Annotated in this window: 17 protein-coding genes; 9 read left to right on the forward strand and 8 right to left on the reverse strand. The window is 48.2% G+C overall.

All coding sequences use genetic code 11. The annotated features are described in order from the left end of the window. A partial coding sequence (locus EVJ23_RS15435) for an IS3 family transposase (RefSeq protein WP_131440828.1) occupies window positions 1–81 on the forward strand: 81 nt, incomplete at its 5' end. 62 nt (window positions 82–143) lie between these two features. On the opposite strand, the gene EVJ23_RS12660 is transcribed toward EVJ23_RS15435, so the two are convergent. Together EVJ23_RS12660 and EVJ23_RS12665 are read right to left on the reverse strand one after the other, a co-directional pair. Next, complete coding sequence (locus tag EVJ23_RS12660; RefSeq protein WP_131466222.1) at window positions 144–665, reverse strand: GNAT family N-acetyltransferase; 522 nt, start codon at window positions 663–665, stop codon at window positions 144–146. Between the two features lie 25 nt (window positions 666–690). After that, window positions 691–1,542, reverse strand: a complete 852-nt coding sequence (locus EVJ23_RS12665; RefSeq protein WP_131466224.1) for a CPBP family intramembrane glutamic endopeptidase — start codon at window positions 1,540–1,542, stop codon at window positions 691–693. A gap of 162 nt (window positions 1,543–1,704) precedes the next feature. On the opposite strand from EVJ23_RS12665, the gene EVJ23_RS12670 reads away from it, so the two are divergent. After that, entirely contained in the window at window positions 1,705–4,059 is a 2,355-nt protein-coding gene (locus EVJ23_RS12670) for a bifunctional diguanylate cyclase/phosphodiesterase (protein WP_236633781.1), read from the forward strand. A 248-nt stretch (window positions 4,060–4,307) separates the two neighbouring features. On the opposite strand, the gene EVJ23_RS12675 is transcribed toward EVJ23_RS12670, so the two are convergent. Next, window positions 4,308–4,799, reverse strand: a complete 492-nt coding sequence (locus tag EVJ23_RS12675; RefSeq protein ID WP_070329097.1) for a DUF2798 domain-containing protein — start codon at window positions 4,797–4,799, stop codon at window positions 4,308–4,310. 354 nt (window positions 4,800–5,153) lie between these two features. Between EVJ23_RS12675 and EVJ23_RS12680 the strand changes: the two genes are divergently transcribed. Further along, a complete protein-coding gene (locus EVJ23_RS12680) occupies window positions 5,154–5,489 on the forward strand; it encodes a hypothetical protein (RefSeq protein WP_131466226.1) in 336 nt (111 codons plus the stop codon). A gap of 15 nt (window positions 5,490–5,504) precedes the next feature. Here the strand turns inward: EVJ23_RS12680 and EVJ23_RS12685 are convergent, their stop codons facing one another. The 5 genes from EVJ23_RS12685 to EVJ23_RS12705 are packed head-to-tail and all read right to left on the reverse strand — an operon-like array spanning window position 5,505 to window position 7,793. After that, complete coding sequence (locus EVJ23_RS12685; protein WP_131466228.1) at window positions 5,505–5,975, reverse strand: hypothetical protein; 471 nt, start codon at window positions 5,973–5,975, stop codon at window positions 5,505–5,507. Further along, window positions 5,968–6,477 carry a hypothetical protein gene (locus EVJ23_RS12690; RefSeq protein WP_131466230.1) on the reverse strand — a complete coding sequence of 170 codons (510 nt, stop codon included), beginning with the start codon at window positions 6,475–6,477 and terminating at the stop codon, window positions 5,968–5,970. Before EVJ23_RS12690 ends, EVJ23_RS12685 begins: the two co-directional genes overlap by 8 nt. After that, window positions 6,477–6,920 (reverse strand): hypothetical protein, encoded by a 444-nt coding sequence (locus EVJ23_RS12695; protein WP_131466232.1) that lies wholly within the window; start codon window positions 6,918–6,920, stop codon window positions 6,477–6,479. Before EVJ23_RS12695 ends, EVJ23_RS12690 begins: the two co-directional genes overlap by 1 nt. A gap of 4 nt (window positions 6,921–6,924) precedes the next feature. Next, window positions 6,925–7,353, reverse strand: coding sequence for a hypothetical protein (locus EVJ23_RS12700; protein WP_131466234.1), 429 nt, complete (start codon window positions 7,351–7,353; stop codon window positions 6,925–6,927). Further along, window positions 7,350–7,793 carry a hypothetical protein gene (locus EVJ23_RS12705; RefSeq protein WP_131466236.1) on the reverse strand — a complete coding sequence of 148 codons (444 nt, stop codon included), beginning with the start codon at window positions 7,791–7,793 and terminating at the stop codon, window positions 7,350–7,352. Before EVJ23_RS12705 ends, EVJ23_RS12700 begins: the two co-directional genes overlap by 4 nt. Before the next feature lie 195 nt (window positions 7,794–7,988). Between EVJ23_RS12705 and EVJ23_RS12710 the strand changes: the two genes are divergently transcribed. The 6 genes from EVJ23_RS12710 to EVJ23_RS12735 all read left to right on the forward strand — a co-directional run bounded on the left by EVJ23_RS12710 (window position 7,989) and on the right by EVJ23_RS12735 (window position 13,520). After that, a complete protein-coding gene (locus tag EVJ23_RS12710) occupies window positions 7,989–8,699 on the forward strand; it encodes a GntR family transcriptional regulator (protein WP_070329090.1) in 711 nt (236 codons plus the stop codon). 152 nt (window positions 8,700–8,851) lie between these two features. Further along, window positions 8,852–9,199, forward strand: a complete 348-nt coding sequence (locus EVJ23_RS12715) for a PTS lactose/cellobiose transporter subunit IIA (RefSeq protein WP_016510548.1) — start codon at window positions 8,852–8,854, stop codon at window positions 9,197–9,199. Then, window positions 9,196–9,504, forward strand: coding sequence for a PTS sugar transporter subunit IIB (locus EVJ23_RS12720; protein WP_070329088.1), 309 nt, complete (start codon window positions 9,196–9,198; stop codon window positions 9,502–9,504). Before EVJ23_RS12715 ends, EVJ23_RS12720 begins: the two co-directional genes overlap by 4 nt. A gap of 15 nt (window positions 9,505–9,519) precedes the next feature. Then, on the forward strand, window positions 9,520–10,926 hold the full coding sequence (locus tag EVJ23_RS12725) for a GH1 family beta-glucosidase (protein WP_131466238.1): 1,407 nt from the start codon (window positions 9,520–9,522) through the stop codon (window positions 10,924–10,926). 11 nt (window positions 10,927–10,937) lie between these two features. After that, entirely contained in the window at window positions 10,938–12,266 is a 1,329-nt protein-coding gene (locus tag EVJ23_RS12730) for a PTS sugar transporter subunit IIC (RefSeq protein WP_131466240.1), read from the forward strand. Between the two features lie 615 nt (window positions 12,267–12,881). Continuing rightward, entirely contained in the window at window positions 12,882–13,520 is a 639-nt protein-coding gene (locus EVJ23_RS12735) for a hypothetical protein (protein ID WP_131466242.1), read from the forward strand. The last annotated feature ends 56 nt before the right edge of the window (window positions 13,521–13,576 follow it).

Raw genomic sequence — 13,576 nt, forward strand, 5'->3', positions numbered from 1 at the left:
ATATCGTTCTACAACCATGATCGTCTCCAGAAACGACTAAACGGCTTGAGCCCTGTCGAATACAGGGCTCAAGCCGCCTAGGCTGGTTTTCATTATTTACCCTGTCTACTTGACGGGGAGCAGTTCAATGTTCAGCTGGGTCTCTATTTGTATTGCGTCACATCGCAACGCCAGATTTTATGAGGGGCACCGAGTCCCCAGTAATGGTCGATCGTGAGTACAGGTGGACCCATCCGTTTTTCCCAGTACGTTTGCGCGGTCGGAAACCCCGCATCGAGATAAAAAATCGGCTGTCCCCTGATCAACAGCTCGTCCATCACGTTTTTAAGCAAGAAATGACCGACCCCTTGCCGCTGCTCGCTCGGCGTCACATAGATGCATCCGACTTCCGGTACGTCCGGCTCGACATCGAGATGTGCCGTGATAATCTCGTTCGGAGGAAGGATAGCCGCTGTTCCAACGATGACGTCGTCTTTTAGCACAACAAACAATTGGACAGTCTCGTCATCCAAACTATCTTGAACGGTCGTATTCAAGCGCGCCACTTCCTCGTCCAACAAATCAGCGTCTTCAAACTGTTCCCGGCGGATCAAATCGCTCAGACTCTCCATAAACAAACGCTGGAGCGGTTTGACATCATCTCGTTCAAGCGGACGAAAGTTCAATATTTCCACTTCCCTCTATCCATAATCATACGTTTCCTTCTTTACCCGTGTCTCTGCCTAACGTAACGTTCGGTTGATGCGACCCTTCCACCGCCTCGAGCTGTTCGAGATGGTCATACCCGAGATACCCGTGCGTCTTCCAGACAAGCACGATTGCCGTCGTGAACAACAAGAGCGTCAAATAAAGAAAACCGATTGAGACCTGCCCCGGCTCGATCAAGGGGACGAGGGCATACGAGACGTTAAACGTCGTATGCAGTAAAAAGGCCGCCCATAAGTTCATCGTCGTGACGTTATATAACCACGAGATGATCAACGTAAACGATAGAATGGCGACGGCGTAAGCCCAAAACGGGAGGGATGCCTGTCCGGTGCCCGTCATAAAGAAGAGGGGAATATGCCAAACCGCCCACACCACGCCGACGAACAGGCTCGCCTGGAGCGGCGTCTTGTTGAGTTGCAGCGCGTCGAGTAAATACCCGCGCCAACCATACTCTTGTTGAACCGTTCCCCCGAGAAATAACATGTAGAGGAAGTACGGGATGACGAGCCAAGGTTCGTTCAGCAGTAACGCACCGCTCGCATCGGTCAGCCAGTACGCGAGGACAAATAAGAACGGGATGAGCAACAGGCCGAACGCATAGTACTTACCGGCCATCCGCCACTCGAAGCCTCGCTTCAACAGTGTCTGCACCCCGCTCCATCCGTTTTCTCGAAACGCCATATAACTGCCGGCCACGCTCGGTCCGAACGAACCGATCAAGACGGTCGCTAAAATCGGCAAGCTTGTCCACGTATAGAGCCCCCACCAGCTTAACCATGAGAACGCGAACGCGATGACGATAAACGTTATGACTTCTTTTCGTGTCGGGATCATGCGCTCCGCCTCCTTTTATATGTAGTTTACCCACTCTAGAAGCGACTTGCCTACTTCACCGGCAAAATATTTTTAACATATGAAGCAAAATGATAGGTCGGCTACTATTTGCCGAGGTATAATCAGAGTTACAATAAAATCACATTTACTAGCGAGGTACACATGGAACCAGTAGTCGAACACTCGATGAGTCACAATTACTTTCTCGTGATTCTTTCTTATATTATCGCCGCTGTTTCCGCTTATGCTGCCATCGAACTGGCACGCCGCGTGAACGCGACGAATCGCTCCACTCAAAATATGTGGATTTTGGCGGGCGGCGCCACCCTCGGACTCGGGATTTGGTCGATGCATTTCATCGCCATGCTCGCTCACGAGGCGTTGCGCCCCGTCACGTATTCGATCCCGCTCGTCTTGCTGTCTGTCATCATTGCGATGGCCGGCTGTATCTTCGGCTTCTTGATCGTCTCGCGCCGGACGACTCATCCCGCCTTGATCGGTGCGGGACTGTTGATGGGAACCAGTATCGCCAGCATGCATTACGTCGGCATGGCCGCGATTCAAGGCGTTGCGATTTCGTATGATCCATGGTTGGCCATGTTGTCGATCATCATCGCCATCGCGGCCTCACTTATTGCCTTATGGATCGGCTTCTACTCGAAGTATGCCAAACAAAAGATCGACCTCGAGCTGAAAGTGTTCTTTTCACTGCTCATGGGCGTCGCCATCTTCGGGATGCACTTTGTCGGTATGGCCGCGTCATCGTTCGCGTTCATCGAAGCGAACGGCCCGTTCGCCAATGCCGTCGAACCGTCGCTTCTCGCCTGGCTCGTCACGGCGATCACGGTCATCTTGTTTGCCATCTTCTTCTTGTCGCTCACGCTCGACCGTCACCTCAAGAAACGTGAACTCATCCAAGCGACGATTCTCGATTCGACGACGGATGCGGTCGTCACGACGACGAAAGATGGCATGATCCAGTACGCCAACACCGCGTTTTATCGTTTGTTCGACAAAACGGACGATACTTTTTTCCAAGACTACCACTCGTCCTTGACGATCAATCAACAGTTCTATGACCCAAGACGGGTCGAGATCGACGATAAGACGATTGAAGTGACGAGCTACCCGCTCAAAGGTGAAGCGATGGACCAAGTGCTCTGGTTTTTACGGGACGTCTCGGAGGCGATCGCCTCACAACGTCTCGTCGAACATATGGCGTATCACGATACGCTCACTGATCTGCCGAACCGTCACAAGCTCGAACGCATCCTTGCGGAACATATTCAAATCGAAGACCCGGTCGCTTGTCTTTACATCGACATCGACCGCTGGCGTTTCTTGAGTGATATGCTCGGACATCACGGCACGGACGAATTGACGATGCAAATCGCCGAACGTCTTCGCGTCACGATTCATCCAGATGACATTTTGACACGAGTCGGTGCTTCGGAATTCATTATCTTACTGTTCGATAAGCGCAGCACACTCGCCAAACAAAAAGCGGAGAAATGTATTAAAGCGATCTCACAACCGTTCGATATCGACGGGACGACCGTCGAACTCACGATGAGCGCCGGCGTCAGCCATTATCCGAAAGACACGACGTCCGCGGACGAACTCGTCCAATACGCGCGACTCACCGTCCACGAATCAAAACGGATCGGGAAAAACCAAATCAAAGAGTTCGAAGACGAATCGAAGCATCAAATTTTACGCACGGTTGAGATCGAGAAAGCGCTCATTCACGCACTGGATCGTCACGAGTTCACGCTCGTCTATCAACCGAAAGTATCGCTCACGAAAAATCGACTCGAAGGCGTCGAGGCGCTCTTGCGTTGGAATCATTTCGAACTCGGCGATGTCACACCGACCGAATTCATCCCGATCGCAGAAAACACCGGACTGATCCACCAGATCGGCAACTGGGTCATGCGCGAGTCGTGTCTCGCTTGGGTACGGTGGAACAAGTCCGGCGTCAAGCCGTTCACGCTCTCGGTCAACGTGTCACCGCTCCAGTTCGCGCGTGAAGACTTCGTCGAGACGCTCCAAACCATCTTACAAGAGACCGGCATGGACCCGATGTTCCTCGAACTTGAAGTGACGGAATCATCGATGCTATCGTACGAGGCATCGACGCGCGATAAGCTCACCCAACTTCATCAGTACGGGATTTTGATCTCGCTCGATGATTTCGGGACTGGTTACTCGTCGTTCCGCCAACTGCGCGAACTTCCGGTCCAAGTGCTCAAGATTGACCGCTCGTTCATCGTCAACTTGTTCACAGACCGCAACCAAGAAGCGATCGTCCGGTCGATGATCCAACTCGGCCATAACCTCGGCATGAAAGTATTGATGGAAGGCGTCGAAACGTCTGACCAACTCGAATGGTTGCTCAATGAGCAGTGCGACTATGTCCAAGGCTTTTACTTCAGCCGTCCGCTTCGCGAGAAAGACGTCGTGAAGCACGTCAAATCGGTCACGACCTATATCGAGTTCGGGAAGACCCGGGCTTAACACCAATAAGAGGTGACTCATCCGTATCGGATCAGAGTCACCTCTTTTGTTGGTGCTGAGTGATTGGTTACCCGTCGATTTCACCCTCAAACGATAAATTAAGTGGTTCATCCTGTAAGGCCGTTGCTTATCTTTATCTAACCATACGATTGGACCGCTTACTTCACCTACTATTTTGCTCTTTGTCAAAATCATCGGCAAACAGTAAGACGCACCTCTCCTCAATCGGAAAGATGCTGTGTCTAAAGTTAAGCGGTCTTCAGGCGTTTTCGTGTATGAATCGACTTCATGACGGCTCGAGCAATTGGCTGAGCGAACAACAACTCTATCCAAAACGCGATGCCGAAATTGCGGAACCACGTCGGGAAGAAGTGATGCAACGTTTCGAAGTTGATCTCGCCCATACCGATCCATGGTCCGATAATCGTCATGACAAACGAGATCATCGAGACGTTTAAGACGATGTTCAACAAGATACGGGCGTTGAAGCCGTCCGTCTGACCGGCAAGCCGGTTAAATAGTATACCGGCTAGCGGCTTCACAATGAAACGGATCAACACGATGAGCGCAATCCAAGCGAACGGGATGATTTTGAGCGTATCGACGTAATGGGCGACACTAAAGCCTCGCTCCATGCCGACGATGATCGGGGCAATCGTGTTCACGGATAAAATCGAGATAATCAACATGAACAAAACGCCTTCTTTTGGGTTTTGAGGTAACCGGTCTTCTAAGTGCATAATAAAGCCTCCGTACACATATGATTTCAGATGGTAGACGTATCTTGCGACATATATTTTCGGTACGAAACCGATATCTCTACAAACTGATTTTCATAGTGTAGCAAATTGGAGGCCTGCTTCGTAAGCATTATTTTTTTGTTTTTTATTCGACCGTTTTTTTTCAGATACAGTCTCATGCTAGTCCGTTTCGAATGGCAAAACTAGTCGCCTGAACAAACTTCGTGCTGTCGACTTTTTACCGTTCACGTAAAAGTCACCACTTTCACTAACAAGCCATTTTTTTGGAGGCTTGTCCGCCTGACGCGGTTCGTGCATGATAATAGTATATAGAGATGAAACGGAGGAACGGATATGAGCGGGCTCTTTCTCGTCATCGGCATCATCTTATCGATTCTCTCGAAATGGCTGCAGTTTAACGGACAGGATGCGCGCGGAGATGTGCTCGTATTTCCAGCTGCATTCTTTCTCGGCTTGGCGCTGTTGTTCAGCTTGCCGTTCTTTAAAGAGTGGTGGGAGGAACCATCAAAGCGACCGAAAGCGCTCCGCTTCGCTGGGCTCGCGGCCGGTGGCATTCTATCGTTCCAGTTGTTCGCCTGGCTCGTTTTCGGCCAAGGCGAATGGCTCGGTGCACTGTTCTTAATCCCCTTCCTCGGCTGCCTTTACTTCATCATCCGTACGTTCAAATGAAAACGGGGGAAGCGCTCATGCGCTCCCCCATTTTCGTTCTTCTCGCAATTCGGCTTCGGTGACATAGTTGTTGTCGAGAGTGACCATGTGGCGTTCATACAAACGTTGTTCGACGATGGCAATCAAATACGCCACCAAACCAATCAACGCAAACGTTTGGAGCGAAATCAAATCCGTCAGCAGCGCATATACCCATACCAAAATGAGCGGTAGGAAGATGAGCCCGAACAATGAATTGAAGTGAATGAGCCACCTCGCTTCCCGCGACTGTAAATACTGTTTCTTGATGTTCTCACGACGCCACATTTTCCGGAAGTCCGGCAGACTCGCTACCGCACCGAGAAACATAACCATCACCGGCGAGAGCCAGCCATATTCTAGCGAGAAAAACATGAGCCCAGCGAACACCGCTGAGATGAACGCGACCGTGGAATGCTTTGCCTCATCGAACGCCGTCAGTTCACGCATCTGGCTCCGCTTATCCATATCGTTCTTCCTTTTCAATTTCCCGCGCTTCTTTAATTGCTTTGATATCTTGATCCGTCAAATAGTTACCATCATGTTTTTGAATGATACAGTCGAGCCATTTTCCAAAGAACGTCGCGCCCCAGAAAAAGGCTTGTGATAAAAGAAACGCTTGGAACGATTGCGGCTGCGATGTTTGATTGAACACAACGACCCCGTAGTAGCCGAGAGCGACAAGTCCCAGTAAATAAGCGGTATACCGTAGCGTCAACAGCTTTCGCGCCTTCTCATTTTTCACGAAGCGGCGCCACATCCGGAAACGCATCACCTCTGTCGTGACGACGAGACTAAATATAGAGAATATGAATATTAGGAAAAACGAATCCGGCATCTCCCAATACGACGCGTAAATCAGCATGCCGATAATTGCTGACACACCGATTATGCCGACGCCCCAGCTTGTCCATTTATCCATTCGCAACACCGTATCAATCTGTTGTTTTGTTTGCGGTGAAAGTTCCATTATGATTTCATCCTTTCAATCACTTGGTCGTATGTCGGCATGTCAGGATCAACCGCTTTCAGTTTGTTTCTAATCAATCGGTCTCGATAAGAATCGGTAAAACGCATCATAGCAAATAAAGCCCCAATCAAAAATCCGATTGAGTGATTGAGAACCAGCGCCGTCATTGAAGTCGAAAGCAATAGTGCATCCAACCAAGTCATTGCATATTGTATGCGAAGCAATTTGAGGGTTTGAAAAGTTTCTGCAAAATGACGCATGATGCGATATTCTTTATTCCCCATGATGATGAGAAAAATTGCGAGTAACCACATCAAGGGAATGAGCCAGATCTGTTCAAAGAAAAGCGCGAATAGAAAGATGGTCATATAAACAATCCATATCGGGACACCATACCTTCGAATATTGACGACTCTCTTAACATCGTGTCGCACCTGGTCCATTTCCTCACCTCCCTATTTCTTTATATGTAGGACGCCACACGTCTTCCTGCTTCATCCGCTTATCAATCTTCATCGTCATCCATCCAGCTAACACAATCACGAGTAAACCGACTGTATAGAAAACTTTCGCCCCCAACAATTCATTGCCGTTCAATGCGAGAAAGAAGGCAACCGTATTCAACACGTCACTCCCCAACTGTTGGCGATAGCGATGCGTCAATTTCGGATTCAACCGTTGTCGCATCTGATAGCGACGTATATACATCACATTGACGGGAACGAGCACGAGTGCCATGTAGACGATGCCCCAAAACAGACTGTCCGTCCACCAAACGATTGGAAGAATGACGACTAGAAACACCCCTACAATCCCAAACATGAGTTGTTGGAACGAATGGATCCACGCCCGTTCCTGTTCGACTCGTTCCCTCATCGCGCTTCCTCCAGCTCGAGGGTGCGTAATACCGGATCATGCGCTTGTAGCGCCCGATTCAACCGACGTGACACGATTTCGGCGAACGTTCCCCAAATCAGGACGGCGAACCCCCAATAGATGTTGTCTTGGCTAAAAATCAAGAGCCCACCAACCATAATCGTGAGCACGCTCGTATTCACGACGTCATATAACAACTGCCAACGGAGCAATTTCTGGGCTGCGGAGTCGAATAGATACATCCGTCTCATCCGAAATTTCGCCACATCTGAAGCGAGCAGGGCTGCGCCGACCAGGCCAAGCGGGACTGTAATCCACGTTGCCCGTCCAAAGAACATCAAAGTGAACGCCAGAACGACAACTGTTAATAAAGCATAGCCGATGCGTGTATGTCGTTGCTTCCATTCTCGTTCTCGTTCCATCCGAACTGATTGTGCCATACCCTTCTCCTCCTCACTCTTCTCCTTTTTTATACGAAACCCTTTCGAATTCGTTTCGCCGATTTCAATGATTCTCTGTACAATCATTCGACGTTTTTCAACAATTGGCGAATGATTTACGACCGTTACAAATTATTTCTGCTATAATGATAGCGTATTCATTCCTACAAATTGATGTGAAAGGTGCAAACAGTCATGGCCCCAAAGTATAAGCAAGTAGCTGAACAGATTGAGACGGATATCGTCAATCACGTCTATCAGCATACGAACAAACTCCTCACGGAAGACGAATATGCTACGAAATACGCCGTCAGCCGCAACACGGTCCGGAAAGCGATCGAGATTCTCGTCAACAAAGGCTACGCCTATCAAGTCCAAGGGAGCGGCGTCTTCGTCCGTGACCATTACGACAGCGATTATGTGAACCTCGAAAAACTCCAAGGTCTCACGAGCGACTTCAGTGGACGAAAAGTCGAGACACACGTCCTCGCCTTTGAGGAGACGACGGCAAACGAAGAAGTGGCGGAACGGATGAAGTGTCCGGTCGGGACGCCTGTCTATTACGTCAAGCGGCTGCGTCTCGTCGACGACCACCCGTTCTCGGTCGAAGATTCGTACTTCCGCAAAAACCTCGTCGTCTATCTCGACCGAAACATCACCGAGAAGTCGATCTATAACTACTTCCGTAACGACCAAAAGCTCGCCATCGGTTTTGCCGACCGCGTCATTTACGCCGATTTCTTGAACGCCGATGATGCCGTTTTACTCGGGTTGAACGAAAACGATCCGGCCCTTCTCGTCGACAACACCGTCTATTTAACGAACGGTCAAATCTTCGACGTATCGCGCTCGACACATCATTTCCGCCATGTTAAGATGCTGAAAGTCTCTAACATCAAGTCTTAAACGCACTCGAGAGGTTGATCTCGCGTGCGTTTTTTTCGTTCACATTTTATTCAAAAAGAAAGGGTTTACATGTAAGCGGTGTCGTGCTAGTATCAAACTATAGAATTTGTACCTACGAATCTTAGTTATCCATACAAAAAAGGAGAGATATTATGGTTTCTGAAACAATCGAAATTACACCCGAAGACATCTTCGGTTTAATCGCCCTCTCAGGTGACGCGAAAGCAAGTTACCACCACGCAATGCTCCTCATGCAAGAAGGCAAGCCAGAGGAAGCGGCTGAAGCGGTTAAAGCTGGCGACGCGACGTTGAAAGAAGCACACGCTATCCAAACAAAATTCGTCACGCTCGAAGCACAAGGGAAAACGGCGACAGTCGGCGTCCTCATGGTGCACGCGCAAGACCACTTGATGAACACGATCCTCGTAAAAGAGATGCTCGGCTACATGATGAACATGCAAAACGAAATCAACCAATTGAAAGGAATGGATCAAAAATGATGAAAATCGGACTCTTCTGCGCAGCAGGTATGTCAACAAGTATGTTAGTAGAAAAAATGAAAGCGGTTGCCGCTGAACGTGGTCTCGAGGCAGAAATCGCAGCCTACCCAGAATCAGAAATGGAAACGTATGTGAACGACCTCGACGTCGCTCTTCTCGGACCACAAGTGAAGTACTTGCTTTCAAAAGGCAAACAAATCTGTGAGCCAAAAGGCGTTCCAATCGACGTCATCAACACAGTCGACTACGGCATGATGAACGGAACGAAAGTATTAGACCACGCACTTAAGCTTGTAAATAAATAAACTGAGGTGACCACTTTGAAAATGCCAAAAGATTTCTTGTTCGGCGCTGCTTCGGCTTCTTACCAAGTCGAAGGCGCATGGAACGAGGACGGGAAAGGACTCTCAAACTGGGACGTCTTCTCGAAAATTCCTGGAAAAACATTTGAAGATACGAACGGCGACGTCGCAGTCGACCATTACCATCGTTATAAAGAAGACATCGCGCTCATGGCCGAAATGGGACTCGAATCATATCGCTTCTCAATCTCATGGCCGCGTATCTTCCCGAACGGCACAGGGGAAGTAAACGAAAAAGGACTTGAGTTTTACAACAACTTGATCGACGAGTGCTTGAAGCACAGCATCGTCCCGTTCGTGACACTCTACCACTGGGACCTCCCGCAAGCGCTTGAAGAAACAGGCGGCTGGAAAAATCCAGCTACGGTTGACGCGTTCGTACGTTTCGCCGATACTTGTTTCCAATCGTTCGGTGACCGCGTCCGTCACTGGATCACGTTCAATGAAGCGGTCATCTTCTGCTCGCTCGGCTACTTGACTGGGGCACACCCACCAGGTATCGAAGGCGATGTCAAAGGTTACTTCCAAACGACACACCACGTTTTCGTCGCACACGCCCGTGCCGTCGAGTTGTTCAAACAAAACGGTTACGAAGGTGAAATCGGCATCACGCACGTATTCAACCCGGCCTTCAGCATCGATGAAGCCGAGGAGAACAAATTTGCGGAAATGCACGCGAACGCTTATGCGACGCACTGGTTCTATGACCCGATCTTGAAAGGCGAATATCCAGAATACGTCGTGAAAGGACTTGAAGAGCAAGGTCTTCTCCCTGAAATGACAGCTGAAGAGCTCGAGCTTCTCAAGCGTACAGCGCCGATGAACGACTTCATCGGTCTCAACTACTACAGCCCGCAACGCGTCATGAAAAATGACTCAGCGCTCGTTATGGCCGGTGGTCGTGAGAACTCGACAGGCCGCCCAGGTAACCCATCGTTCGACGGCGTCTACAAGACAGTCATGATGGATGACAAGGTATATACGAAATGGGCATGGGAAATCTCACCGGAAGCGTTCCTTGACGGCATGCACATGTTGAAGGAGCGTTACGGCAACGTGAAAATCTATATCACCGAGAACGGTCTCGGCGACGTCGATCCAATCGTTGACGGCGAAATCCTCGACGACCCACGTATCGAATACATCGAAGGCCACTTACGCGCTGTGAAACACGCCGTTGAACAAGGTGTCAACGTCGCAGGTTACTACGCTTGGTCGGCAATCGACCTTCTCAGCTGGCTCAACGGATATAAGAAGCAGTATGGCTTCATCTACGTTGATCACGCGAACGGTCTCGCTCGCAAGAAGAAAAAATCGTTCCACTGGTACAAAGACATCATCGCCACGCGCGCTGAAAACCTATAAGGAGGTTCCCCATGAGCCGCTTAGAAAGAGTATTTGAAAAGTTCACACCAGGTTTCGTTCGATTTGCGAACGCAAAGCCCGTCCTTGCAATTAAGGACGGGTTCATCCTGACAATGCCGATGACGATCATCGGTTCGCTGTTCCTACTGATCTTGGCGTTACCGATTCCAGGTTGGGCCGAGTTCATGTCAGGATTGTTCGGAGCCGATTGGACGCTCCCACTCACGCAAGTCGTCGGTGCGACGTTTGACATCCTCGCTTTGATCGGGGTATTCGGAATCGCCTACTCGTACGTCAAAAACGAAAAAATCGAAGGCGTACCAGCTGGTATCCTCGGAATCATCTCGTTCTTGATCATCACACAAGCATCTGTCCTCTCTGAATCAGGAGAAGCAGTCAACGGAGTCATCCCGAAAGTATGGACAGGTGGACAAGGTGTCCTCGCTGCCATCGTCGTCGGTTTAGTCGTCGGATTCATTTATTCGCAATTCATCAAACGCGGGATCAGCATTAAAATGCCTGACGGTGTCCCACCTGGTGTTTCGAACTCATTCTCGGCACTCGTTCCTGGTCTTGCGATCATCGCACTTGCTGCTGTGACGTTCGCTGTCTTCCAAGCGGTTGCAGAGCGTACGTTCACAGAAGTCGTCTATGACGTGCTTCAAGCACCACTTCAAAACCTGACAGACACGCTCGCAGGAGCAGTCATCATCATGGTTCTCATGTCAGTCATGTGGTGGTGTGGAATTCACGGTGCCGCAATCATCATGGGTATCATGGGGCCACTCCTTACAGCAAACGCGCTTCAAAACCAAGCGCTCATCGACTCAGGCCAAACACTTGTTGCCGGTGAGAACGCAAAAATCGTTACAATCCAGTTCCTCGACGTCTTCACGAAGCTCGGTGGTTCAGGAATCACGATCGGATTCATCATCGCTACGCTTATGGTCGCCCGTTCGGCTCACTTGAAACAGCTCGGTAAGCTCTCGCTTGCACCAAGTTTGTTCAACATTAACGAGCCGGTCATCTTCGGGATGCCGATCGTGTTCAACCCGATCATGTTCGTACCGTTCGTCATCGTACCTGCAATCGCATCGTTCATGGTGTACTTCTCAATCCTTTGGGGCTGGGTCGATCCGTTCAACGCACTTCAGGTGCCGTGGACGACACCACCGATTATCTCTGGTTTCTTAATCGGCGGATGGCGTGCAGCGCTCTTGCAGATCGTCACGATCGCAATGGCCGTAGCCATCTACCTCCCGTTCGTCCGCATGCAAGATCGCGTCTCGTACGGTGAAGAGTTGAAAGCACAAGAAGAATCAGACCAAGCATCAGCCTAAGTAAAAAACGACAGCCCTTCTCAACGATGAGAAGGGCTGTTATATTTAGGAAAATGTCTATGAACGTTGAGCGTCCTTGCAACGTCTCGAACTCAAAATCAAGCTCCTCCGTTTCGTCAATGGTCATCTACGAATCGAATACCAATTTAGTAATTTCATTCTACACCAGGCTATCGCTATTAGCGTTTTGTATTCACTTCGGAGTGTTCTACTTAATTTATAGTTCATTAAAACAAAATCAGAATAGGTTATAAATCTCAATATAAGCCCATATTCTATTCTTATTGAAAGTCATTCGCAGTAAATATTCTTTTAACAAATTTGATTAATCCCATTTTTGGTGTTCAGATTGAGATTTTTTATAAGTATATAGCAACTGAGCCAAAAACATAATTAATAATAAAAGCGGTACTAATATTTTTTCAAGAGGCGAAGTTACTGTCAAAAAAATGAACAAAGTAAGAAAGATAAGAATAGGTAACCCTGCATACAATGTTCTCTTAAATTTTTGTGTATAAGTGAGTTTGTGGTACATTTTCACTTAAATCCCTCCTTTATTCCATTTAATATTTATTATATACTTAATTTAACACTAAAAGGGGGTAACGTAAACTTATGAAAAAGTTTTATAAGCAATTTACACTTGTAATGAGTACTCTATTACTTTTGTTTGGTTCTTTTTCACTTTCAGTTAATGCCGCTGAACATTCTGGGGCTACAAATCAGCATTTAAACTTGAATGACATCAAGAATCATGAACAAATTTTTGAGTTGATTCATCAAGATCCCAATGACATTATCTCTTCTTATTGGTTAGATGAAAGTGTCAAATCTGGTGTAATTAACATATTCAATTCATCAGAAAATAAATATTATAACTTGTACGTTGAAAAAGATCACATCACTTACTACAGTATTCAATATTATGTGAGTCATGATTCAAAAGATGCGAAATTCGAACTATATTCTATCGACTCATTTAATAATTCTCACCATGAATTCACTTCGCAAGTTGCAAACGAGACTGGCAAGGTCTCACATCAAATAAATGCAAAAAGTAATAGTAATACAGCTTACAAATGGGCCTGTATTTTCTCTAGCTATGTTGCTTGTGCAGCAGCGGCCGGTACAATAGGATTCGGAGTGGCTGGTCCATTTGGAGCAGGCGCAGCTGCTCTTGCCTGCAGATACGTTTTCCAAACGCTTGTCGAAAAATATGGTAGTAAAAAAGCAGCTTGTAAAATTTTTAGCTAACTTCCGTTGTAGGGAGGTAATCTTACTTTCCTACATCTTTTTTCCTTATTCTCCTT

It is taken from the genome of Exiguobacterium sp. SH1S1 (genome assembly GCF_004337245.1).
Lineage (GTDB): Bacteria > Bacillota > Bacilli > Exiguobacteriales > Exiguobacteriaceae > Exiguobacterium > Exiguobacterium aurantiacum_A.